General features: G+C 66.7%; 19 protein-coding genes. 14 read left to right on the forward strand and 5 right to left on the reverse strand.

Features of this window, described 5'->3' with window-relative positions:
* The first annotated feature begins 62 nt into the window (after positions 1-62).
* The 6 genes from mihF to ACTHQS_RS08485 all read left to right on the forward strand — a co-directional run bounded on the left by mihF (position 63) and on the right by ACTHQS_RS08485 (position 6,073).
* Positions 63-380, forward strand: coding sequence for an integration host factor, actinobacterial type (gene mihF, locus ACTHQS_RS08460; protein ID WP_201302514.1), 318 nt, complete (start codon positions 63-65; stop codon positions 378-380).
* A 45-nt stretch (positions 381-425) separates the two neighbouring features.
* Entirely contained in the window at positions 426-1,019 is a 594-nt protein-coding gene (gene gmk, locus ACTHQS_RS08465; RefSeq protein WP_440167764.1) for a guanylate kinase, read from the forward strand.
* Between the two features lie 15 nt (positions 1,020-1,034).
* A complete protein-coding gene (rpoZ, locus tag ACTHQS_RS08470; protein WP_003800778.1) occupies positions 1,035-1,295 on the forward strand; it encodes a DNA-directed RNA polymerase subunit omega in 261 nt (86 codons plus the stop codon).
* Between the two features lie 38 nt (positions 1,296-1,333).
* The gene (gene coaBC, locus ACTHQS_RS08475) at positions 1,334-2,572 is read left to right on the forward strand and encodes a bifunctional phosphopantothenoylcysteine decarboxylase/phosphopantothenate--cysteine ligase CoaBC (RefSeq protein WP_440167766.1); all 1,239 of its coding nucleotides are present in this window, start codon (positions 1,334-1,336) and stop codon (positions 2,570-2,572) included.
* A gap of 76 nt (positions 2,573-2,648) precedes the next feature.
* On the forward strand, positions 2,649-3,884 hold the full coding sequence (gene metK / locus ACTHQS_RS08480) for a methionine adenosyltransferase (RefSeq protein WP_440167768.1): 1,236 nt from the start codon (positions 2,649-2,651) through the stop codon (positions 3,882-3,884).
* Positions 3,885-3,988: 104 nt separating this feature from the next.
* Positions 3,989-6,073, forward strand: a complete 2,085-nt coding sequence (locus ACTHQS_RS08485; RefSeq protein ID WP_440167770.1) for a primosomal protein N' — start codon at positions 3,989-3,991, stop codon at positions 6,071-6,073.
* Between the two features lie 29 nt (positions 6,074-6,102).
* Here ACTHQS_RS08485 and ACTHQS_RS08490 read toward each other — a convergent pair whose 3' ends face one another.
* Genes ACTHQS_RS08490 through ACTHQS_RS08505 form a run of 4 tightly spaced genes read right to left on the reverse strand, consistent with a single transcriptional unit; the run spans position 6,103 to position 9,971 of the window.
* Positions 6,103-7,182 carry a glycosyltransferase family 4 protein gene (locus ACTHQS_RS08490; RefSeq protein ID WP_440167772.1) on the reverse strand — a complete coding sequence of 360 codons (1,080 nt, stop codon included), beginning with the start codon at positions 7,180-7,182 and terminating at the stop codon, positions 6,103-6,105.
* Entirely contained in the window at positions 7,179-8,108 is a 930-nt protein-coding gene (locus tag ACTHQS_RS08495) for an alpha/beta fold hydrolase (protein WP_440167774.1), read from the reverse strand. The genes ACTHQS_RS08490 and ACTHQS_RS08495 overlap by 4 nt, the downstream gene beginning before the upstream one ends.
* A gap of 8 nt (positions 8,109-8,116) precedes the next feature.
* Complete coding sequence (locus ACTHQS_RS08500) at positions 8,117-8,986, reverse strand: aldo/keto reductase (protein ID WP_440167776.1); 870 nt, start codon at positions 8,984-8,986, stop codon at positions 8,117-8,119.
* 19 nt (positions 8,987-9,005) lie between these two features.
* Positions 9,006-9,971: a sugar-binding transcriptional regulator gene (locus ACTHQS_RS08505; RefSeq protein ID WP_440167778.1), complete on the reverse strand. Its 966-nt coding sequence runs from the start codon at positions 9,969-9,971 to the stop codon at positions 9,006-9,008.
* Positions 9,972-10,097: 126 nt separating this feature from the next.
* Here ACTHQS_RS08505 and ACTHQS_RS08510 point away from each other — a divergent pair, with 126 nt between their 5' ends.
* The 3 genes from ACTHQS_RS08510 to glpK all read left to right on the forward strand — a co-directional run bounded on the left by ACTHQS_RS08510 (position 10,098) and on the right by glpK (position 14,322).
* Positions 10,098-11,924, forward strand: a complete 1,827-nt coding sequence (locus ACTHQS_RS08510) for a glycerol-3-phosphate dehydrogenase/oxidase (RefSeq protein WP_440167780.1) — start codon at positions 10,098-10,100, stop codon at positions 11,922-11,924.
* Positions 11,925-12,015: 91 nt separating this feature from the next.
* Positions 12,016-12,765 carry an MIP/aquaporin family protein gene (locus tag ACTHQS_RS08515; RefSeq protein WP_440167782.1) on the forward strand — a complete coding sequence of 250 codons (750 nt, stop codon included), beginning with the start codon at positions 12,016-12,018 and terminating at the stop codon, positions 12,763-12,765.
* Positions 12,766-12,807: 42 nt separating this feature from the next.
* Positions 12,808-14,322: a glycerol kinase GlpK gene (gene glpK, locus ACTHQS_RS08520; RefSeq protein ID WP_440167783.1), complete on the forward strand. Its 1,515-nt coding sequence runs from the start codon at positions 12,808-12,810 to the stop codon at positions 14,320-14,322.
* 95 nt (positions 14,323-14,417) lie between these two features.
* Here glpK and ACTHQS_RS08525 read toward each other — a convergent pair whose 3' ends face one another.
* Positions 14,418-15,950 (reverse strand): FAD-dependent oxidoreductase, encoded by a 1,533-nt coding sequence (locus ACTHQS_RS08525; protein ID WP_440167784.1) that lies wholly within the window; start codon positions 15,948-15,950, stop codon positions 14,418-14,420.
* A 288-nt stretch (positions 15,951-16,238) separates the two neighbouring features.
* On the opposite strand from ACTHQS_RS08525, the gene leuS reads away from it, so the two are divergent.
* The 5 genes from leuS (at position 16,239) to ACTHQS_RS08550 (ending at position 23,044) form a co-directional block, all read left to right on the forward strand.
* Positions 16,239-18,764, forward strand: a complete 2,526-nt coding sequence (gene leuS, locus ACTHQS_RS08530) for a leucine--tRNA ligase (protein ID WP_440167786.1) — start codon at positions 16,239-16,241, stop codon at positions 18,762-18,764.
* Between the two features lie 87 nt (positions 18,765-18,851).
* Entirely contained in the window at positions 18,852-19,850 is a 999-nt protein-coding gene (locus tag ACTHQS_RS08535; RefSeq protein ID WP_440167788.1) for a DegV family protein, read from the forward strand.
* A gap of 411 nt (positions 19,851-20,261) precedes the next feature.
* Positions 20,262-21,083: a hypothetical protein gene (locus tag ACTHQS_RS08540; protein ID WP_440167790.1), complete on the forward strand. Its 822-nt coding sequence runs from the start codon at positions 20,262-20,264 to the stop codon at positions 21,081-21,083.
* 240 nt (positions 21,084-21,323) lie between these two features.
* On the forward strand, positions 21,324-21,971 hold the full coding sequence (locus ACTHQS_RS08545) for a hypothetical protein (RefSeq protein WP_440167792.1): 648 nt from the start codon (positions 21,324-21,326) through the stop codon (positions 21,969-21,971).
* Between the two features lie 92 nt (positions 21,972-22,063).
* Positions 22,064-23,044 (forward strand): helix-hairpin-helix domain-containing protein, encoded by a 981-nt coding sequence (locus ACTHQS_RS08550; protein ID WP_440167794.1) that lies wholly within the window; start codon positions 22,064-22,066, stop codon positions 23,042-23,044.
* Positions 23,045-23,187: the final 143 nt, after the last annotated feature.

The raw sequence follows: 23,187 nt of genomic DNA on the forward strand, positions 1-23,187 counted from the left end.
TTCAGGACAGGTCCAAGGGCGGCCGCCCTTGGATGAATCCGCCGACTTCGGGGGTGTCCGTGATGGTCCTGCGACCTCTATCTGCGTCTGAACGGGCGGACGCCCTGGGCAAGGCGGCAGCAGCCAGGGCCACCCGTGCCGCTGCCAAGGAGAGCCTCCGGAACGGTGACAGGTCCGCGGCGGACATCATCAGCTCCGCGCTGGAGGACGACGCGCTGGCCCGCATGCGGGTTTCGGAACTGCTCGAAGCCCTCCCCGGCATCGGGAAGGTGCGGGCCGCCGCGATCATGCAGCAGCTGGGCATCGCCGCGTCGCGCAGGGTCCGGGGCCTGGGCGTCCACCAGCGCCGGGCGCTGGTAGATTTTATAGACGAGCACTGAGGCAGGCGGCGCCTGCTCTTCCCCCAACCGTGGCAAAAGGAATACGTGAGCAAGAAACCCGGACTGACAGTCCTCGCAGGTCCGACGGCTGTTGGCAAAGGCACCGTGTCCACCTATATCCGGGACAACTACCCCGAGGTTTGGCTTTCCGTCTCAGCCACCACCCGCGCGCCCCGGCCGGGGGAGGTGGATGGCGTCCACTACTTCTTCAAGACCAAGGAGGAGTTTGAGCAGCTCATTGCCGATGGCGAACTCCTGGAGTGGGCCGTGGTCCACGGCCAGAACACGTACGGCACCCTGAAGAGCACCGTCAACGCGGCCATCGCCGAGGGCCGTTCGGTCCTGCTGGAAATCGACCTCCAGGGCGCGCGGCAGGTCAAAGCGGCCGTTCCGGACGCCCAGTTCGTCTTCCTCGCCCCGCCCACCTGGGACGAGATGGTGCGCCGGCTGGTGGGCCGCGGCACCGAAACCCCCGAAGAACAGCAGCGGCGCCTGGAAACCGCTAAACTGGAACTTGCTGCTGAACCGGAGTTCGACCACACCGTCATCAACGACGACGTCCGCCGGGCAGCGGACGAGCTTGTTTCACTCATGGGGCTGACACCGCATCCACACCTGCCGGAACCGTCAGCCCGCTAGGAATTTGGAGAATTCGTGTCCACGAACCTTGAAGGCATCATCAACCCGCCGATCGACTCGCTGCTTGAGGCAGCCGACTCCAAGTACGGCCTGGTGATCTTCGGTGCCAAGCGCGCTCGTCAGATCAACGCCTACTACGCCCAGCTGCACGAGGGCCTCTTCGAGTACGTGGGACCCCTCGTTGACACCAAGCTGAACGAAAAGTCGCTCTCGATCGCACTGCGCGAGATCAACGAAGGCAAGCTGGTTTCAACGCCGATCGAAGCCGCAGAGTAATCTTGCCGCTGAACTGACTTGCTGTTGACGGAGATCACGTGCGCATAGTCCTCGGAGTCGGGGGAGGGATCGCCGCCTACAAGGTGGCATCGCTCCTCCGGCTTTTTACTGAAGCCGGCCATGACGTCACGGTGATCCCCACGGAGGCGTCCACCCGCTTCATTGGCACCGCCACCTGGGAGGCGCTGTCCGGAAACCCGGTCAGCAACAGCGTCTTCGACGACGTGCACCTGGTCAACCACGTCCGCCTTGGCCATGAGGCGGACCTGGTGGTCGTGGCACCGGCCACGGCTGACCTCCTGGCGAAGGCTGCCACCGGCCAGGCCGCGGACCTGCTGACCAACACGCTGCTGATGGCGCACGGCCCCGTGCTGTTCGCCCCCGCTATGCACACCGAAATGTGGCAGCACGCCGCAACCCGCGCCAACGTTGAAACGCTCCGCGGCCGCGGCACCGCTGTCCTGGAGCCCGCCTCCGGCAGGTTGACGGGCGCAGACTCAGGCCCGGGCAGGCTCCCGGAACCGCAGGTGATCTTCGACGCAGCCATGGCGCTGGTCCAGGGACAGTCCGATTACCAGTTGCCGCTTGCAGGCCGCACCGTGACCATCAGCGCCGGCGGCACCCGCGAACCGCTGGACCCCGTACGGTTCCTGGGCAACCGGTCTTCCGGCAAGCAGGGCGTGGCCCTGGCGGTCGCTGCCCGGAACGCCGGCGCCACCGTGCGGTTGCTGGCCGCCCACATGGACGTTCCGCCGCCGGCGGGGGTGGAGGTGGTGCGCGTGGAGACCGCCCTGCAACTCCGGGAAGCTGCGCTGGACGCCGCTGCGGACTCCGACGTCGTCATTATGTCCGCAGCCGTGGCGGACTTCCGCCCGGCCGCTGTCTCGGACACCAAGATCAAAAAACGGGACGACACCGCAGACCCCGTCATCACCCTGGTCCGCAACCCGGACATCCTGCAGGAGCTCGTGGAACAGCGCAATGCCGGGGATTCGGCTTCCGGGCAACTCATCGTCGGTTTCGCCGCGGAAACCGGGGACAGCCAGGGCGACGTCCTGGAGTATGCGGAGGCAAAACTCCAGCGCAAAGGCTGCGACCTGCTGGTGGTCAACCACGTGGGAACGGACAAGGTCTTCGGGCAGGACTCCAACTCGGTGGTCATCCTGTCCCGCTCCGGCTCCGAACCACAGGAAGCGTCGGGAACCAAGACTGAGGTTGCCGAAGCGATCATTACCCGCATCAGCTTTGAACTGAACCGGGTTTCGCCCCGGACCTGAGTGTTCCGCACCACGTTTGCTTCGCGGGAAGACATCTCCCGCCGGGCCGGCGTGCTCCAACCAGTAAGGTAGTTGAGTGACTTTACCGCTGCACCTTCCCCAGTCCCATGGGGCCACGCCCTCCGCGCTCCGGCTCTTTACGTCCGAGTCGGTCACTGAAGGCCATCCGGACAAGATCTGCGACCAGATCAGCGACGCCATCCTTGATGCGCTGCTGGCCGCAGACCCCGAGTCCCGCGTAGCCGTCGAGACCATGGCCACCACCGGTCTTGTGCACGTGGCGGGCGAAGTCACCACCGATGCCTACGTCGAAATCCCGCAAATTGTCCGCGAGACCATCCTGGGTATCGGCTACGATTCCTCAGCCAACGGCTTTGACGGCGCCCGCTGCGGCGTGTCGGTGTCCATCGGCCAGCAGTCAAATGACATCGCCGGCGGCGTCTTCAACTCACTGGAAGCCCGCGAGGGCCGCCAGGTGGACGACTACGACCTCCAGGGCGCCGGCGACCAGGGCCTGATGTTCGGCTACGCCAGCGACGAGACCCCTTCCTATATGCCCACGCCCATCTGGCTGGCCCACCGGCTCTCCGAACGCCTGACCGACGTCCGCAAGAAGGGCCAGCTGGCCTACCTCCGCCCGGACGGCAAGACCCAGGTCACCGTGGGCTACGACAAGGACGTTCCGGTATCCGTTGAAACCGTGGTCATTTCCAGCCAGCACGCCGAGGGTGCAAGTCTTGACCAGCTGCGCGCCGACCTCGCCGCCGTCGTGATTGAACCCGTCCTGGCTGCCGCCAACCTGGACATTTCCCGCGCCGCCAACATCCTGAATCCTGCCGGTGAATTCGTCATCGGCGGGCCTGTGGGCGACGCCGGCCTCACCGGCCGCAAGATCATCGTTGACACCTACGGCGGCATGGCACGGCACGGTGGCGGCGCCTTCTCCGGCAAGGATCCGTCCAAGGTGGACCGCTCCGCCGCGTATGCAATGCGCTGGGTTGCCAAGAACGTGGTGGCCGCGGGACTGGCCAAGCGCGCCGAGATCCAGATCGCCTACGCCATCGGCCAGGCCCGGCCCGTGGGAACCTACGTGGAGACGTTCGGCACCGAGACCGTTGATCCGGCCCGGATCAGCGAAGCCATTGCGGAAATCTTCGACCTCCGTCCGCGGGCCATCATCGACGCCCTCGACCTGAAGCGGCCCATCTACGCCAAGACTGCTGCCCACGGGCACTTTGGCCGCGACGAGCCCGACTTCACGTGGGAACGCCTCGACCGCGTCGACGATTTGAAGGCGTTCTTCAACGCCTAGCCACGGACCCGCCGGAGGCCCGATGGTTCATGCCGCAGGCCCAATGTCAGTGCCCGGTGCTTGGCTGGTCGTGTCCAACCGGGAGCTGAACGGAGGTAGCCGCCATGGTTGCTGACAGTTCCGTCCAGCCGTCCCTGCTGCAGGGCTTCCCGGCGCGCAAAACGCCCGGCGGCGTTACCCTGGCCGCGCTGCTTCCTGTGGCCAGGGTCCTCGTTGAGTCCTCCCTGCCACACCTGGACCGCCCTTTCGACTATGCCGTTCCGGACGCTCTGGACCAGGCCGCCCAGCCTGGCGTCAGGGTGAAGGTCAAGTTCAATGGCCAGGACCTCAGCGGATTCCTCCTTGAGCGGGTGGCGGAATCCGACGCCGGCCACACCCTGGTGCCCCTGGCAAAGGTGGTGTCCCCGGTCCCGGTCCTCACACCCGCCGTGAGGGACCTTGCCGTGTCCGTCGCCGCACGGTACGCCGGAACCGTCAGCGACGTCCTCCGCCTTGCCGTGCCGCCCCGGGTGGCCCGGCTGGAGAAGGAATATCCTGCGTCACTGGACGCCGTGGAAACGGAAGGCGTCCCCGGCCTTCGCGCTGCCCCCGACCTTTCAGCGTGGGCCGCCTACCGCACCGGTGCTGCGTTCCTGCGGCACCTTGCCGCTGGGGGGTCGCCCCGCGCCGTCGTCAATCCGCTGCAGGGATACGGACCTGCGGGCTGGCCGGACCTGCTTGCCCAGGCCGCTGCCGCCGCTTATGCCTCAGGCAGGGGCGCGCTGCTGGTGGTACCCGACTACCGGGACCTGGACCGGCTGGAGGAAGCGCTCGAACGCCTGGTCCCGGGGGATGTGGTGGCCCGGCTCACAGCCGACGACGGCCCTACGCCGCGGTACCGGAACTTCCTCCGACTGCTGGCCGGCCAGGCCAGGATTGCCATCGGAACGCGGTCGGCAGCCTTCGCCCCGGTGCAGGACCTGGGCCTGGTTGCCTGCTGGGACGACGGCGACGACCTGCACATTGAGCAGCGCGCACCGTACGCCCACACCCGGGAAGTCCTGCTCCTGCGCGCCGAACAGGAGGGTACGTCCTGCCTCCTGGCCGGGCACGCCCGCAGCACCGAAGTCCAGCGGCTGGTGGAGGCCGGCTGGGCCGTCCCCATAGAAGCCGAACGCGCCACCGTCCGCAGGACCGTTCCCCGCGTGGTCAGCACTGCCGACAGCTTCGAGCAGGGGCGGGACCCGCTGGCCACCATCGCCCGCCTGCCGCATGCCGCGTGGCAGGCGGCCAAGGAGGGGCTGGAGCGTGGCCCCGTCCTGGTCCAGGTGGCCAGGGCAGGCTATGCGCCCTCCCTCGTGTGTGAAACGTGCCGTGAACCCGCCCGGTGCGCACACTGCCAGGGGCCCCTCGCGCTGGCCGGCACGTCCGCTATGCCCCAGTGCCGCTGGTGTTCCACCCCCGCCCCTGACTGGAAGTGCTCCCACTGCGGCGGCCGGCGGCTTCGAAAAGGGGCCACCGGAGTCCTGCGCACCGCGGAAGAGCTTGGCCGTGCCTTTCCCGGTACGACCGTCATCACGTCCTCAGGGGACCAGGTGAAAGCCACAGTGGGCGCCGCTAAAGCCCTGGTGGTGGCAACGGTGGGGGCCGAACCTGTCGCAGACGGCGGGTACGCGGCCGCACTCCTGCTGGACGGCGATTCCCTGCTGCGCCGGGAAACCCTCCGCGCGGGCGAAGACACGGTGCGCCGCTGGTTCAACGCAGCCGCCCTGGTCCGCCCCGCCCCGGACAAGGGCCTGGTGGTGGTCACAGCCACGGACGCCGCCGCTACCGGGGCGCTGCTGCGGTGGGATCCGGCCGGCTATGCCCACCGTGAACTGTCCCTGCGCATGGAACTCCAGCTTCCCCCGGCGGTACGCATCGCATCGGTAACAGGGCCGCGGGCCGCCGTCGAACACTATGCGGGTGCTGTGGAAGCGGACCTGGCGGGCGCGGGCATCACGGTTCGGACGGCAGGCCCCTCGCCGCTGCTGCTCACCGCACCGCCCTCCGGCAGGCGCTCAGCCGAGGACGTGCGGACCCTGATGTTCTTCCCATACGGCCATGCTGCCGCCGTCGTCCGCGTCCTGCGGGTCACCCGCGCCGCCGTGGCAGCCAAGCGGGTGACGGACCCGGTGCAGCTGCGGCTGGACGGCGTCGACGTGCTCTAGGTTTGTCGTGCCGTTGGGGGTGGTGTGCTTTAGGCCCGGCGCCTTTTCGCCACCACCTCATGCGCAGCGTCAACCAGTTGGCGCGCCGACTCATCCCAACTGAACTCCGCCGCCCGCGCAATGGAACGGCGGGACATGTCCTGCCAGTGCACGTCGTCCTGCAGTTGGCCCACAGCGTCCGCGAACTGCCCGGGGGACTCCGGATCCACGTAGAGTGCGGCGTCCGCGCCGACTTCCCGGAAGATGGGAATGTCGCTGGCGATCACCGGGGTACCTACCGCCATGGCCTCCACCAGCGGAAGGCCGTAGCCTTCGGCACGGGACAGGCTCACCAGTGCCGTGGCCCGGCGCAGGAGCCTGTCGTACTCTGCATCCGTCACGCCGTTATGGAACACCACGGCGGCACCCGCAGGGACGATGGCTTCCAGTTCCGCCTGCCGTTGGGGCGTGATGCGGCTGAGCAGGTGCAGGGTGTAGCCGGGCAGCCCGGACATGCCGGCCACCATGGTTTCCACGTTCTTGTATGGCATGAACGAGCCCATGTAGATGATCGTTTTATCCGCGCCGGCGGCCGGGACCCGGGGTTCCTGCGCCGGCTGCGGGGCGTTGGCGATAATGCGCACGGGCCGGCGCGTCAGCCGGTACTTGGCCATCAGCGCTTCCGTGGTCCGGCTGATCGTTGCCACCACGTCGGCGCGGTTGAGGAGCAGCCGCTGCGGCCAGAACGCTTTGTGGTAGAGGCGCCACAGCAGCCGGACCGGGGCCGGCAGGAATCCCGGGGGAGTGGGGTGTTCGTAGTAGATGAGGTCGTGGAGCGTCAGGATCAGCCCGTACTTCCGGCCCCACGTGCCCATGGTCTGCATGGGGCAGACCACCACGTCGGCCCCGATGGCGTTGACCTTCCGGGCAACGAACAGCTCTAGCGGCGAGAGCGGGCTGCTGATGAGGGTGTAGGGAACGTCCGGCAGGAGGGTGAGCTGCCGAATGTCGGAAACCAGCATGGAGACGTCCGCGATCTTTGCCGTGGCTGCGATCAGGCTGGCGCCGTAGCGGCTGATGCCGTCGTGGTGGTCGGTACGGGTAAACCGTGCATCGATGATGATCTTCACGCGGGATGGTCCTTCAGGAAGCTGCGGATGTAGCGGGCGGCCGGCTCAGGCGTTTCGTAGTGGATCAGGTGCCCGACGGCGGGAATCACCTTCAGCTCTCCGTCCGGGAGCAGGTCCAGGAGGCTGTGCTGGCTGGGGAGCGTGGCGATTTCATCCTTTTCGCCGGCGATCAGCAGTACGGGCAGTTCCAGTCGTCCGGCCACCTCGGCCACGTGGTGGCTGACGGAGGCAGTGAAGGACTCCAGGAGGCTGTCCCGGTCGGCGAAGGAACTGAAGTAGGCATGGTGCTGGCCGTGGATGTAGGCCCTCAGCCCGGGGTCGCGGGTTTTGGCCATGGTCTCGCTCATAACCCGCACAATCAGTGGATTGCGCAGCAGGGCCAGTCCCGGCCCGCTGGGAAGCCGCGCCGCAAGCTTGTAGTACAGCACCGCCAGCCGGGTCATCACGCCCTTGGGCCCTTCCAAGGCTGGAGCGGCGATGGGGTTGATGAGGATCAGGGGACGCACGGCCTGCGGGTTGTTGGCCACGAAGTGCGATGCCACGATGGAACCAAAGGAGTGGCCCAGCAGTACGGTGTCCGGGCCCAGGCCCAGGGCAGCCATGAAGGCAGTGATGAACTGCCCGTACCGCTCCACCGAGTGCGGGCCGTGGGTAAACGCGTCGGAGCTGCCGAAGCCGGGCAGGTCCGGCATGATGATGCGCATGTCCGGGAGCTGGTCCGCGACGCGCAGTAGTCCATGGTGGTCGCCGCGGAATCCATGGACCACCAGGATGGTGCGGGCATCCGGGTTCTCCTGCACGGGCTCATAGGTCCAGAAGGCCACCGTGCCGCCGTCGAGGGTGACGGTGGAGGTTAAGGTGCGTCCGGAAAGCCCGGCGCTGACGTATGCGGGCGCAGGGGAGGTCCCGGGGTTTACGGTATCCATGGCCGGGCCTAGTTGACGTTGTCCGGGTGGGACCCGGTCCGCTGCCCGCGGTCCAGCGCGGTGATTGCCACCATGTCCCGCTCGGAGAGCTCGAAACCGAAGACGTCCAGGTTCTCCCGGATCCGTGCTTCGGAGCTGGCTTTGGGGATGGCGATATGTCCCAGCTGCATGTGCCAGCGGAGGATCACCTGCGCGGGAGTCCTGCGGTGCTCTGCGGCGCACGCCTGGATGACGGGGTCGGCAAGCACCTGGCCGCGGCCCAGCGGGCTCCACGCTTCGGTGCGGATTCCCAGTTCCGCATGCTTGCTGCGCAGTTCCTCCTGCTGCAGCCACGGGTGCAGTTCGATCTGGTTGACGGCAGGGACCACCTCGGCGCTTTGCATCAGCCGGTCAAGGTGGGCCGGCTGGAAGTTGCTGACCCCAATAGCGCGCACCCGGCCCTCGCGGTAGAGCGTCTCCAGGGCGCGATAAGTCTCGGGGAACAGGCCCCGGCGCGGGCACGGCCAGTGGATGAGGTACATGTCCACATAGTCCAGTCCCAGGTTGACCATGGAATCGTCAAAGGCACGCAGTGTGGCGTCATAGCCATGGTGGTCATTCCACACCTTTGTAGTGACGAACACGTCTTCACGGGTCAGGGCCGGGAACAGTTCGCCGGAGCCGCCGCTGCCGGTCCCTGCGTCCAACTGGGAACTGATGCCGCGTGCCACTCCGGTTTCGTTTCCGTACATGGCGGCGGTGTCGAAGTGCCGGTAACCGGCGGCGAGCGCCGTCGCCACGAGCCCTTCCGCGTCAGCTGCAGGCACCTTGTACAGCCCAAAGCCGAGCTGGTCGATCAGCACGCCGTTGTTCAGGCTGAGCCGGGGTGAGGTTCTCATGGCAACGACTCTACCCACTTCAGCTGGTCAGGCCCTCGTAATCGACCAGCCGGCGTGCGGTGGCTTCATCGAGGATCAGGTCGGTGGCGAGCCTTGCTGCCAGTGCCCCGCGCAGGCCGTTGATCTTCGAGACGCCCGACACCACGCAGATCCTGCGGCGGACCTGCCGGAGCTGGGCGAGCGCGGGACCGGTGGACCGTTCGTTCAGGACGATCCCGTCCGAGGACCCGTCAGCCCGGAAGAATACCGTCGCGACGTCGCCCACCACGTCGGAGTTGGCGAGCGCATTGAGATCCTCTTCGTCGAGGTACCCGCCGGCATAGACATGGCTGGGATAGTCGGCATGAACAGAACCGACGCCGAAGATGGCAATGCTCATCTTGGCCTGCAGCTCCAGGACCCGCTGCACGCTGCGCTCGTTCCACATGGCCGTCTTGGTGGCGGCGTGGTCGAAGAAGGCGGGGACGGGGAACTGCTCCACCCGTGCCCCGTAGGCGCTGCCGAACCTGCGCATGATGTCGCTTGCGTAGGTGATACCGGTGGTGTGCATGTTCCCGGCTCCATTGAGCTGCACGATCACGCTGTCGTGAGTGATCTTCCGGGTGAGGTGCCTGCTCACCGCGCTGAGGGTTGATCCCCAGGCAACACCGATGATCGCATTGGAGTCCACCAGGGGCCCGATGGTGCGGGCTGCCTGCATGGCAACCCGGTCCAGGGTCTCGGCTTCATTGAGCGTTCCCAGGATGGGGACCACGTGGACGTCCAGGTTGTACCGCCGCCGGATCATGCCCTCAAGTTCGGGCCCGGTGTCCAGGGGGTTGCGGATCTGGATCTGTACCAGGCCGGACTCCCGCGCCGAGGACAAAAGGCGGGAAACGGTGGACCGGGACGTGCGCAGTTCGCGTGCTATCGCGTCCATCGTGAGGTCCTGCAGGTAATACATTTGTGCAGCTCGGAGGGCATCTTGGTCCCGCGAAAGTGCCATCTCAGTTCCCTTCTGCACGTTTGTGCATAGTCCTTGACTCCATTTTCCATTTCTCCAAACAATAGAGCAGAACGGCGGGCGCTACCCAGCGGTGTCCGCATCACACAAAGCCCCAAGGGAGTCGTTTTGGGACCCAAGGATCCAACTGTCCAACCTTCTGTAACTGCAGCCCGGCCGCGGGCCGAGCGCCCGTCGGTCCACAGCCTGCGGCGCCGTCCGCACGCAAAGGTGCTGGTGGTGGGCGGCGGCATCAACGGAGTGGGAACGTTCCGCGATCTGGCACTGCAGGGCGTCGACGTCGCGCTGGTGGAGCGCGGCGATTACTGCCAGGGCGCAAGCGGCGCATCATCGCACATGATCCACGGCGGTATCCGCTACCTCGAAAACGGCGAGTTCCGCCTGGTCCGGGAATCCGTGGTGGAACGCAACCGCCTGCTGAAGATCGCCCCCCACTACGTCAAGCCGCTGCAGACAACCATCCCCATCTTCAGCACTTTCTCCGGCATCCTGTCCGCCCCGCTGCGCTTCCTCACCCACAAACAGCAGGGCAAGCCCAAGGAGCGCGGTGCGTTCCTCATCAAGGCAGGCCTCAGCCTTTACGATTCGTTTTCCCGGGACGGCGGCACCGTGCCGCGGCATCAGTTCCGCAGCCACAAGGCGGCCCTCCAGGAACTGCCCGCCCTCCGGCCGGACGTCAAATACACTGCCACCTACTTCGACGCCTCCGTGCACAACCCTGAACGGCTGACCCTCGACGTCCTGCAGGACGGCGAAAAAGCAGGCAGGGCAGCGAACGCCCAGGCCACCACCAGCACGCAGGGCGATACAGCCCGTGCCAGCAACTACCTCTCCCTGCAGTCGATGTCTCCCGCCCCCAACCCGGGGACCGGCCGGGGGAGCACCGTGCGGCTCCGCGATGAACTCACGGGGGAAGAGTTCGATTTCACCGCGGACATCATCGTGAACACCACCGGGGCGTGGGTGGACCTGACCAATGAGGCCATGGGCGCCGCTTCTGCCTTCATGGGCGGCACCAAGGGTTCCCATATCGTCCTGGACCACCCGGGGCTCCTCGAGGCCTGCCGTGGCCGGGAAATCTTCTTTGAGCACACCGATGGCCGGATTGTCCTCATCTACCCCATGGGTGACCGCGTGCTGGTGGGCACCACGGACGTCGACGCAGACATGTCGGAAGACGCCGTCTGCACCGACGAGGAAATCCAGTACTTCTTCGACCTCATCGGCCACGTCTTCCCGTCCATTGACGTCACGCCTGACGACATCGTGTACACGTTCTCCGGTGTGCGCCCCCTGCCGAGCCACGATGCCACCCAGCCGGGCTTCGTGTCCCGCGACTACCGCATTGAACGGCGCACCTCGGGAACAAACGGAACGGGCGCCGTCGTGCTGAGCCTGGTGGGAGGCAAGTGGACCACGTTCCGGGCCCTCGCCGAACACCTGACCAACGACGTCCTCAGCGAGCTCGGCGTGCAGCGCAGGCTTTCGACGGCGCAGCTCCCCATCGGCGGCGGCGCCGGGTTCCCGGCCGACGAGGCGGGCGTCCAGAAGTGGATCAAGGCGCACATGGCCGCCGGCCGCGACGCTGACCGCACCGCCGGGCTGCTGACCCGGTACGGGACCCGGGCTGAGGCCGTGATCGAATACCTCGACGCCGAACCGGACCAGGCACTGCGGTCCACCCGCGAGCTCAGCGTCCGGGAGCTGGAATTCATGGCGGCGAACGAGCAGGTGGGGCACCTGGTGGATGTCCTCATCCGCCGTACCTCACTGGCCTTCCGCGGGCTGGTCACCGGAGAACTCCTCAACGAAGTGGCGGAGGTGCTGTCTGTACCGCTCAAGTGGGACGCCGCAGCCCGCGCCGCTGAGATCAAGCACGCACAGGACGTGCTGCAGCGTTTCCACCGGGTGGAAACGCACAGCCTGGTCTCCTGAGGCCGGGCAGCCGGCCGGGGTGCACCAGCGCCCCGGCCCAACGGTCCTTCACCCGCGGAGGACCGACAACTAAACAAAGAAGGAGTCAAAGATGTCTCTAGGAATAGTCTTCCTCTCCGAAGTCTTTGGCACGGGCATGCTGACCCTGTTGGGTTGCGGCGTCGTTGCCAACGTGGCTTTGCGGGGGACCAAAGGCAACAACGGCGGGTTCCTGATGGTCACATGGGGGTGGGGAATCGCTGTCTTCTGTGGCGTCTTCGTCGCGGCCAAGTCCGGTGCCCACCTGAATCCCGCCGTAACGCTGGGCCTGCTGCTCAACGGCAAGCCCGAATTCGCCCCGGGGGTCGCCGTCGACGTCGCCTCCACCTTGACCTACTTCGGTGGCGAGATGCTGGGCGCGTTCCTCGGCGCGGTGGTCTGCTGGCTTGCCTACAAGCAGCATTTTGATGACGAGCCCGAGCCTGCAGGCAAGCTGGGTACCTTTTCCACCGGCCCTGCCATCCGTTCCACGCCCTGGAACCTGATCACCGAGATCATCGGTACTTTCGTCCTGGTCTTCGTGATCCTGACCCTCGGTGGCACCCCCTCGGGACTTGGTCCGCTCGCCGTGGCGCTGCTCGTGGTGGGCATCGGTGTTTCCCTGGGCGGCCCCACCGGCTACGCCATCAACCCGGCCCGTGACCTGGGACCCCGCATTGCCCACGCAGTCCTTCCCATCAAGGGCAAGGGCTCCAGTGACTGGAGCTATTCCTGGATCCCGGTGGTTGGCCCGCTCGTCGGCGGCGCCCTGGCCGGGATTGTTGCAAGGATCGTTCCGATCATCATCACCGCTGCCGCCTAAGCCTCCACCAACCAGTTTGAACAACAAGACAAGGACGTCATTATGAACCAGTACGTAATCGCCATCGACCAGGGCACCACCAGCACCCGCGCCATCATCTTCGACCACAGCGGGGCCATTGTGTCCTCCGGCCAGATGGAACACGAGCAGATCTTCCCGCAGGCCGGGTGGGTGGAGCACGACGCCTCGGAGATCTGGAACAACACCCGCGAGGTCATCGCTTCAGCACTCTCAAAGGCGAACCTGACGCGGCACGATATCGCCGCCGTCGGCATTACCAACCAGCGCGAAACCGCCGTGGTGTGGGACAAGACCACCGGCAAGCCCGTGTACAACGCCATCATGTGGCAGGACACCCGCACCCAGGACATCGTGGACCAGCTGGCCAAGGACGGCGGAGCGGAGCGCTTCAAACAGAAGGTTGGCCTGCCGCTGGCCACCTATTTCTCCGGCACCAAGATCAAGTGGATCCTGGACAACGTGGACGGTGCCAAGGAAAAGGCAGAGGCCGGGGACCTGGTCTTTGGTAACACCGACGCCTGGGTGCTCTGGAACCTGACCGGCGGCGTCGACGGCGGTGTCCACGTCACCGACGTCACCAACGCCTCCCGCACCCTGTTCATGGACCTTGAGACGCTGCAGTGGGACGACGAGATCCTGGGTATCTTTGGCGTTCCGCGCAGCATGATGCCGGAGATCAAGTCCTCCTCGGAGGTGTACGGCACGGTCCACAGTTCCCAGCTGCTCCGCGAGACACCGGTGGCGGGCATCCTGGGCGACCAGCAGGCCGCAACCTTCGGCCAGGCCGCCTTCGACGCCGGCGAAGCGAAAAACACCTACGGCACGGGCTGCTTCCTGATCTTCAACACGGGCGAGGAAATCGTCCACTCGAAGAACGGGCTCCTGACCACCGTGGGCTACAAACTGGGCGACGCCAAACCGCATTACGCCCTGGAAGGATCCATCGCGGTTACAGGCTCCCTGGTGCAGTGGCTGCGGGACAACCTGGGCATGATCAGCAGCGCTCCGGAAGTGGAAACCCTTGCCGCCTCGGTGAAGGACAACGGCGGCGTGTACATCGTCCCGGCGTTCTCCGGTCTGTTCGCCCCGTACTGGCGCTCGGATGCCCGTGGTGCGATCGTGGGCCTGACACGGTTCGTCAACAAGAACCACATCGCCCGCGCCGCGCTGGAAGCCACCGCGTTCCAGACCCGCGAGGTGCTGGACGCGGTCAACGCGGACTCCGGCGTGCCGTTGAGCGAGTTGAAGGTCGACGGCGGCATGGTCGCCAACGACGCGCTCATGCAGTTCCAGGCGGACATCCTGGGCGTCCCGGTGATCCGTCCCAAGGTCATCGAGACCACGGCGCTCGGTGCTGCCTACGCAGCAGGCCTGGCCGTTGGGTTCTGGAAGGACCTGGGCGAGTGCTCGGCCAACTGGTCTGAAGACAAGCGCTGGGAACCGCAGATGGAGAAGGCGGAGCAGGAACGCCAGATGCGGCTTTGGAAGAAGGCGGTCACCAAGTCCATGGAATGGGTGGACGAGGACGTCAGGTAACGTTCGTCAAACCTTTCGGGGCCGCCCTGCCTTTTCCAGGCAGGGCGGCCCCTGCCATGTGCGGCGGATCTTCCAGGGCGGCAGTGCGCGGGACGTCATGGCACAGGGCGCGGGGGCAAATCCTCGATGGCCGGCCCCTGGACGACTTTGCCGTACACGTCGAACCGGGAACCGTGGCAGGGGCAGTCCCATGTGCGGTCTCCCCGGTTGAAACCGACAGTGCAGCCGAGATGGGTGCAGATCGCGGACACTGCGTGGATCTGTCCCGCTGTATCCCGGTAGCACGCCGTGCTGGTCCCGTCCGTTTCAACCACCGTGCCGTCATCCAGGCCCAGGTCCGGTGTGCCCCGTGCGGTACCTTCCCGGGAAACGGTGTCCCCGGTCGCCGGTGCTCCTGCCGCTTCCGGCACCGCTGCCGGCATTGTGGCCGGCGACGACGCGCGGTTGCTGTCAAACAGTGCCGCCCACTCATTGGGCGTGCCGTTGAGGAGGTCCACCAGCATCAGGGCTGCGGCCGTACCGTTTGTCAGGCCCCACTTGCGCAGGCCGGTGATGACGAAGGCGTGCCGGCTGTCCGGGTTCAGCGGCCCGGCGTAGGGCAGTCCGTCGCGCGGCAAGCCGTCCTGGGTGGACCAGCGGTAGGCCACGCTGCCGGCCCCGAACTGGCCGCGGGCATAACGCGCCAGGCCCGCATAGCGCAGTGCCGGATCCACCTGCTCGGCGGCGGGGTGGCCCTGGCCGCCCACCAGCAGGAACGTCACCCCGTTCAGCCGAACCGTCAGCAGCGAATGCATCGGCTCATCGGCGCTGATGAAGGTCGCGTCCAGGGGAGGGGCATCAACCGGCGCGGCGACAATATACGAGCGGTGCGGCAGGCACAGTGCTTGAAACCGTCCGTGGTCGCCGAAGGGAATGTTCGTGGCCACGATCGCGTCCCCGGCCAGCACTGTCCCGTTGGCGGCGACCACGGTGACGGGGGTGCCCTCGCGCAACTCCAGGGCGCGCGTCCGCTCGAAGACGAAGCTGCCGCCTCCGTCCACTTTCCCAGCTACGCCCTGGAGGTACTGGACGGCATGAATCTGCGCCTGGCCGTCAAACCGGACGGCGCCGGCCACGGGAAAGGGCAGCGGTACATCCGCCGTGAAGGTCGAGGGCAGGCCGAGGCCGGCCGCGAGCGCGGCTTCTGCCCGCACCTGCGGCAGCATGTCAGGCCCTGCGGTAAACGTGTAATTGGCAACCCGGCGGAAACCACAGGAGATGCCCTCCGCCGCCACCACGCCGCCGATGTATTCCAGGGCGGCCTGGTTCGCCAGCCCATAGGTTCGGGCGGCGGACGCGCCGTGATTGCGTTGGAGCTCCGTGTACGCGAGGCGATGCAGGGAAGTTACCTTGCCCGTGGTGTGCCCGGTGACGCCGGTGCCGATCCGGCCGGCTTCAAGGACCGCCACCGAGCGGCCCGAACGCTTCAGGGCCAGCGCTGCCGTCAACCCGGCCACGCCCCCGCCGATGATTGCCACGTCCACTTCCACGGTGCCGTGCAATTCCGGGAAGTCGGTGGTGCCGGCGGTGGCCAGCCACAGGGAGAGGGGCTGCCCTTCAGGAGGGCCGGCGGTGGTTGCCTCTGACATCGTGTGCCGCCTCCCAACGTTGTGGGATGATCATGCGCGCTTGCCCCGGGCAATGCAACGGGCCGTAAGGCCCGGCTGAGGCAGGCAACGTGCCGGTGCGCTAAAGTAGATCCATGCGTGCGATCCTTCTGCTTAGTTAGCCGCCGGCTCCGATTATCGGACAGCTGAGCGGCAGCCCCTCCATGGAGAGGGGCTTTTGTGTGTCCGGGGCATGGCGCCGGGCCGGCAGCAGGAGGATCAGGCCGTTATGGCAGCACAGATGCCGTAACAGAACAGAAGAGGGCAGCAGTGGGCGTTCAGCCGGAGACAGAGACCGGAACAGCAACAACAGTATCGGCGGAGCCTGAAGAGGGCACCTACAGTTTCACCGCCATGGAGGCCAAATGGCCCCAGGTGTGGGAAGACCTCAAGGTTTTCACCCCGGTGGACGACGGGTCGCGGGAGCGCCGCTACGTGCTTGACATGTTCCCGTACCCGTCCGGCGACCTGCACATGGGCCACGCCGAGGCGTTCGCCATGGGCGACGTGGTGGCGCGCTACCTGCGGCAAAAGGGCTACGACGTCCTGCACCCCATCGGGTGGGACTCCTTCGGCCTGCCCGCGGAGAACGCCGCCATCAAGCGCAACGCCCACCCCAGCGAGTGGACGTACGCCAACATCGACACCCAGGCAGCCTCCTTCAAGAGGTACGCCATCTCCGCCGACTGGTCGCGCCGGCTGCACACCTCCGATCCCGGGTACTACCGCTGGACGCAGTGGCTGTTCAAGCGCTTCTACGAGCGCGGCCTTGCCTACCGCAAGAATTCCCCGGTCAACTGGTGCCCCAAGGACCAGACCGTCCTGGCCAACGAGCAGGTTGTCAACGGCGCCTGCGAGCGCTGCGGCACCACCGTGACCAAGAAGTCCCTGAACCAGTGGTACTTCAAGATCACCGACTACGCGGACCGCCTGCTGGATGACATGGACGAGCTCCGCGGCCACTGGCCCGAACGCGTCCTGGCCATGCAGAAGAACTGGATCGGCCGGTCCGAGGGTGCGCACGTGAACTTCGTGATCGAAGCCGACGGCGGCAGGCCCGCCAAGGACGTCACGGTCTTTACCACCCGCCCGGACACCCTGTACGGGGCAACCTTCTTCGTGGTGGCCGCCGACGCGCCGCTCGCCGTCGAACTTGTCACGGACGAGCACGCTGCTGCCCTGGACGACTACCGCGAACGGGTCAAGGTGCTCTCCGAGATCGAACGCCAGTCCACAGAGCGCGAGAAGACCGGCGTCTTCACCGGCCGCTACGCCATCAACCCGCTGAACGGGGAGAAGCTGCCCGTATGGGCCGCCGACTACGTCCTGGCGGATTACGGCACGGGCGCCATCATGGCCGTCCCTGCCCACGACCAGCGCGACCTCGACTTCGCCAAGACCTTCGACCTGCCGGTCCGCGCGGTCCTGGACACCGGCGAGGAGGACCCCGCCGTGTCCGGCACCGCAACGGCGGGGGAAGGCACCCTGATCAACTCGGGCGAGCTGGACGGCCTGCCCAAGGCTGACGCCATCCCGGCCGCCATTGCCATGCTGGAACGGCAGGGTACTGGCGAGAAGTTCGTGAACTTCCGGCTCCGCGACTGGCTGCTGAGCCGCCAGCGCTTCTGGGGTACGCCCATCCCCATCATCCACTGCCCGTCCTGCGGTGAAGTCCCCGTACCGGATGAACAGCTGCCGGTAACCCTGCCCTCGGACCTCCGCGGTGAGGACCTGGCACCCAAGGGCACCTCGCCGCTCGCCGCGGCGGAGGAATGGGTCAACGTGGAATGCCCCACCTGCCACGGCCCCGCCAAGCGGGATACGGACACCATGGACACGTTCGTGGACTCGTCCTGGTACTTCCTGCGTTTCGTCTCGCCGCACTACACCGAAGGCCCCTTCGATCCGCAGAAGATCAATGACTGGATGCCCGTGGGCCAGTATGTGGGCGGCGTGGAGCACGCCATCCTCCACCTGCTGTACGCCCGCTTCTTCACCAAGGTCATCCACGACCTCGGCATGATCGATGCCGACGAACCCTTCAGTGCCCTCCTCAACCAAGGCCAGGTGCTCAACGGCGGAAAGGCAATGAGCAAGTCGCTGGGCAACGGCGTGGACCTCGGCGAACAGCTCGACAAGTACGGCGTGGACGCTGTCCGGCTCACCATGGTGTTCGCCTCCCCGCCCGAGGACGACGTCGACTGGGCGGACGTGTCGCCGTCCGGTTCGGCCAAGTTCCTGGCCCGCGCGTGGCGCCTCGCCCAGGACGTCACCAGCGAACCCGGTGTGGACGCCGCAACCGGAGACCGCGGGCTGCGTTCGGTAACGCACCGCACCATCGCCGACGCCGCCGAACTGCTGGATGCCAACAAGTTCAACGTGGTGGTGGCCAAGCTCATGGAGCTGGTCAACGCCACGCGCAAGGTCATCGACGCGGGTGCGGGCGCAGCCGATCCTGCCGTCCGCGAAGCCGCCGAAGCGGTTGCCGTGATCCTCAGCCTGTTCGCGCCGTACACCGCAGAGGACATGTGGAACCTGCTGGGGCACCCTGCATCGGTGGCCAACGCAGGCTGGCCGGCCCACGACCCCGCCCTCCTGGTCCAGGACACGGTCACCGCCGTCGTCCAGGTGCAGGGCAAGGTCCGCGACCGGCTGGAGGTGTCCCCGGACGTCTCCGAGGGCCAGCTGCGCGAGCTGGCCCTCGCATCGGAGAACGTCCAGCGTGCCATGGACGGCCGGGGCATCCGCACAGTGATCGTCCGTGCGCCTAAGCTGGTCAACATCGTTCCGGCATAGTTGCTGCACCCGCAGTGATGCACCGGCCGCCGGAGACTTTCCGGCGGCCGGTGCTGTTCGAGCCGGACACCGTCGCCAGGAGGCACCTTGCCCGACAGTAACGCCGCAGCCTGGCCGTGGGTCCGTGCACGGCTGTCGGGCCTCCGTCCTGCTGCCCGGCCCGGGACCAGGCGCCCGGGCGGGAGCGCCGTGGTGCGCACCGCCGTCGTCACGGACTCAGCGGCCGCCCTGCCGGCGGATTATGTCAGCGCACTGCCGCGGGACGGCATCCTTACAGTGACTCCGATGCCGGTCATGGTCGGCGCGGAAATCTACGGCGAGGGCGAAGACGACATTCTGGAAACCATTGCCGTGGCCCTGGCCGCCGGGTCACCGGTGAAAACGTCCAGGCCGTCCCCCGGGCAGTTCGAGCAGGCCTTCCGTGCCGCGGAACTGCGGGGGTTTGAGGGAATTGTTTCGGTGCACATCTCAGGCGAACTCTCGGGCACGGCGGACGCTGCACGGCTGGCTGCAGCCAAGGTGGGGATTCCGGTGGACGTGGTTGACACCGGGACCGTCGGCATGGCGCAGGGCATGGCAGTGCAGGCGGCGGTGGCGGTGGCGGCGGTCGGCGGTGACCGGACTGAAGTGGCCGCTGCGGCAGCGGCCCAGGCTGGACGTACCAAGGTCTTTTTCTATGTGCCCAGCCTGGAGCAGCTGCGCCGCGGCGGACGGATCGGGGCTGCGGCGTCGCTCCTGGGGACCATGCTCGCCATCAAGCCAATCCTGGCGGTCGACGGCGGCAGGATAGTCCCGCTGGAAAAGGTGCGTTCGGCGGCGCGGGCGGTGGCGCGGCTTGAGGAAATCGTTGTGGCCGCGGCTGCGCCGCATCCAGGGGACTCCGTGGTCCTGGCCGTCCACCACTTCGGCAATCCTGAGGAAGCGGAGAGCCTGGCGGTGCGGCTGGAGGCGGCCCTTCCAGAGTGCCCTCCAGCCCAGATCAGTTCGCTTCCTGCCGTCCTGGCAGCCCATGCGGGGCTCGGCGTGCTGGCCGTCATTGTTGGCAGGACCGCCGCCGCGCCGGAAAGTTCCCACCTGCCAGGGTAGGGCGCATGTCCGTGGGCGCTCCGCTCAAGCCCTCAAGCCAGGCTTTGGAAACCCCACCTCGTCCGCAAGGTCCTTGGCCTCTGGTGGGAATCTACGGGAATCCGTAGTGTCTTCGCGTCAGTCCCGTTCCGCTTCGGGACAGCAGCCAGGGGACCGGAGGAAAACATGCGTGCTCCCGAAATTCGCGCTTTTTGGACAGTCCTCGCCCTCCCGGCCGTACTGGCTTTCGTCCTGGCTGGATGCTCACAGGGAGGCGGCCCCTCATCGCCAACCCAGCCCCAGGCAACCGGATCCGGGAGCCCTGCCTGTGACCTGATTACGCCCACGATCGCCGCCAAGGTGGACCCCGGGCTGGTCCAAATGGGGCAAAGTGGCAAACCTGCGGGCAGTCCGGCCTATCTGTGCAGCTACATGAGCAAGTACGACAAGGTACTTGCGCTGTCGGTATCGCTGACGTCGCCCGCATCGGCCGCCCAAATCGCCGAAACGAAAAAGGCCGCCGACTGCTCAGCGGTGGATGGCATCGGGGACTTCGCCTGCATGCAGTGGACGGGGTGGTTCCGCGGCGAGCCCGGTGGGGCGTCGGCAAATACGGTGCTCAAGGCCGTCAGGGGCAACGAGTCCCTCGACCTGCGCATCGTGGCCATGCCGCCTCTCGCAGCAGGAACTCCGGTACCGGACGGCAACGCTTCCGCGCACGCACTGGCCCAGGCAGCCGTCGACGGCGGGTGGGGCAACGGCAGTGAACTTCGTGTTCCGCATGCGCCGCCTGTGGGACCGCAGGCTTCCACGAACAGCCCCGTATGCGCCCTGGTCAGCACCGACGCTCTCAAGCAGGCCTTCGGTGCCACCACCCAGGCGCAGGTTCTCCCGGGTGAGGGCAGCTGCCGGTACCGCTTTGGCGCCTTGGGCACACCGGGTCCGGACTCGCTCGTGTTCGCCATCGAACTGCACCAGGGAGGTGCGGCCGCGCTCTCGGGACCGTTGCCGCCGGATGGCCAAAACATCCAGGGCGTTGGCGACAAAGCGATTCTCGTTACCCGTTCGGAACCGGGCGGACCGAAGTCGCTCAGGCCGGAGAGCGATGTTCCGGTCACGATCATGTCCCTCATGGTCGCCCGCGGGCAGAACATGGCAATCTTCACCGCGCAGATCCTGATTTCACCGGACGGGCCCACTGATGAGCAGACCAGGGACCAGCTGATTACCCTCGTCAAGGGGATCGACTTCTGAGCCAGCCCGTGCCCGCCGCGCCGATATACGGCAGGTGATAACAGACAGGAGGAAATCCGGATGCATCGGCAGACCAGGAGTTCTGTGCAAAACCCCACGTGCGCCGGTCAGTTCGGAAAAACCGTCATGCTGGGCGCAGGACTGCTGATCCTCACCGCATGCGGGTCCGGGCAACCAGCTGACACGGCTTCGCCGACCGGCAGCAGTACTAACCCGACAGACTCATCCAGCACGACCCCCTTGGCAGAGCCCACCACGGCGTCGCCCAAGGTCTTCACGGACCAGGAACTCATGGCCATCAGCAGCAAAGTCCTGGAGCCACACGGCGGAAGAGCCGAGGACACGGCCATGGCACGCAAGTCGTACGCGTTGATGACCCAGCCGCCAGTCCCTCCGGGATCATCCATCCTCGGTCCCACCGAGCCGGCTGAATGCAACGTTTTCCACAGATCGTGGCAGCACGAGGCGCAGCTGGACTTCACCATGGGCTTTGCCCTGGGGGAGGTATTCAACCTTGGCGGGCAGGGAGCCGGCATGATTCTCTTCGATGTGCGAAGCGCTCCCCGGGAAACCCTCGCCAAAGCCGACTTTGACTACAGCCAGCAGCTGATGGAGCACTGCGCCACGTTCGACCAAACGGTGTCCGGAGCCACGGGCCCCCAGAAGTTCACCGTTCAACTTCTTCCGGGTCCGGACGTCGGGGAGAAGGCCTACGTGACGAAGCAATCCATCAACGGGAACATCACTGGCGTCGGGCTCCGCGTCCTTGCCGGAACGGTGTCACTCGACATGGGATCCAATACCAGGATGGCGGTAAGCGAGGAAGAGGCTCTTGGGGTGATGTCGCAGATCGCGCAGGAGTTTATCGAAGAGACGGGGAAGCAGTAGCCGCCGCTGCGGGTCCCATCCAGTGCGCCCAACTTTCCACATAGCCCCCTTGGCCTGTGCCGTCGACTGGCTGCGGTTCCTAGGGTGGAGCTATGTCACGCCGGGATGCTGGAGCAGCACGTCAGCAGGCCCGTCATGCGAGGGACCGGCTGCAGGCGACGCTGGGGGAGGCGCCCCCCGGGCTCCTGGGGGACGGACCCGGTGGCGGTTTTGAGTACCGCGGCCCCGGCGAAACAGGTGGGACCAAAACAGGCGGGTCGGAAACCGGCAGCCCGGGGAGCGGGTCCGGCGGTGTGCCGTCGCTCCGGTGGCGGGTGGGACTGCGGGTTGCCCTGCTGCTGGGTGCCCTGGCAGTGGCTGCGGGAGCCTGCTTCTGGTGGCAGGCAGGGGCGGGATCCCCGGAGGTCCTGCCCCTAAGCGGTGCCAGTGCCGGCGGGAAGACTGCGGGAGCCCGCGGAACCGCTGCTGACAGCACTCCGCCCGCGGATACGGAATCCGGCGACGTAGATGGCGGAGAAACAGGCGGCGGGGATCCGGGCAGCGGCCCGGGACAGCCAACTCCCGGCGGGCTTGTGGTGGTGCACGTCGCAGGAGCCGTAGCCACGCCCGGTGTCATCAGGCTCCAACAAGGCAGCCGCGTGGATGACGCCATTGCTGCCGCTGGCGGTCCGGTCCCGGACGCTGACGTGAACCGGCTCAACCTGGCCCTGGTGGTGGAGGACGGGCAGAAGATCTATGTTCCGCAGCGCGGGGAGCCGGTGCCTTCCGCAGCCGATTCCTTCGAGTCCGGTGGAACCGACCCGGGCGGCACAGGAGCCGTAGATGCCGGGTCGAGTGGCAGTGGGTCCAACCGCACGGGCCAGCCAGGAGCGGCAGCCGGCAAGAAGATTAATCTCAATACCGCTGATGCTGCCGAGCTGGACATGCTGCCGAAGGTCGGGCCGGTGCTCGCGCAGCGGATTGTTGACTGGCGCAAGGACCATGGTCCTTTCACGAGCGTTGAAGAACTGGACGCGGTGGATGGCGTCGGGCCGAAGATGCTTGAAGCCCTGCTGCCGTTGGTGACGGTCTAAGGCGTCCCGGTGGCAGCAAAGAAGGGCAGGACAGGCAGGGCTACAGACCAGCGAAGGCAGGGGGACGCCAGCAGGCCGGAGGGAGCCAGGAGTCCCTGGAGCCGGTTCGTCGAATCCGCAGTTCAGGGCACCTACCCAGGCAG

This window comes from Arthrobacter sp. SAFR-044, from assembly GCF_051965175.1.
Classification (GTDB): domain Bacteria; phylum Actinomycetota; class Actinomycetes; order Actinomycetales; family Micrococcaceae; genus Arthrobacter.

Coding starts and splice junctions, on each gene's coding strand:
- glpK (WP_440167783.1), top strand. CDS start 12,808: ATGAACCAGTACGTAATCGCCATCGACCAGGGCACCACCAGCACCCGC.
- ACTHQS_RS08525 (WP_440167784.1), bottom strand. CDS start 15,950: ATGTCAGAGGCAACCACCGCCGGCCCTCCTGAAGGGCAGCCCCTCTCC.
- ACTHQS_RS08500 (WP_440167776.1), bottom strand. CDS start 8,986: ATGAGAACCTCACCCCGGCTCAGCCTGAACAACGGCGTGCTGATCGAC.
- mihF (WP_201302514.1), top strand. CDS start 63: ATGGTCCTGCGACCTCTATCTGCGTCTGAACGGGCGGACGCCCTGGGC.
- ACTHQS_RS08505 (WP_440167778.1), bottom strand. CDS start 9,971: ATGGCACTTTCGCGGGACCAAGATGCCCTCCGAGCTGCACAAATGTAT.
- ACTHQS_RS08515 (WP_440167782.1), top strand. CDS start 12,016: ATGTCTCTAGGAATAGTCTTCCTCTCCGAAGTCTTTGGCACGGGCATG.
- ACTHQS_RS08485 (WP_440167770.1), top strand. CDS start 3,989: ATGGTTGCTGACAGTTCCGTCCAGCCGTCCCTGCTGCAGGGCTTCCCG.
- ACTHQS_RS08495 (WP_440167774.1), bottom strand. CDS start 8,108: ATGGATACCGTAAACCCCGGGACCTCCCCTGCGCCCGCATACGTCAGC.
- ACTHQS_RS08550 (WP_440167794.1), top strand. CDS start 22,064: ATGTCACGCCGGGATGCTGGAGCAGCACGTCAGCAGGCCCGTCATGCG.
- ACTHQS_RS08540 (WP_440167790.1), top strand. CDS start 20,262: ATGAGCAAGTACGACAAGGTACTTGCGCTGTCGGTATCGCTGACGTCG.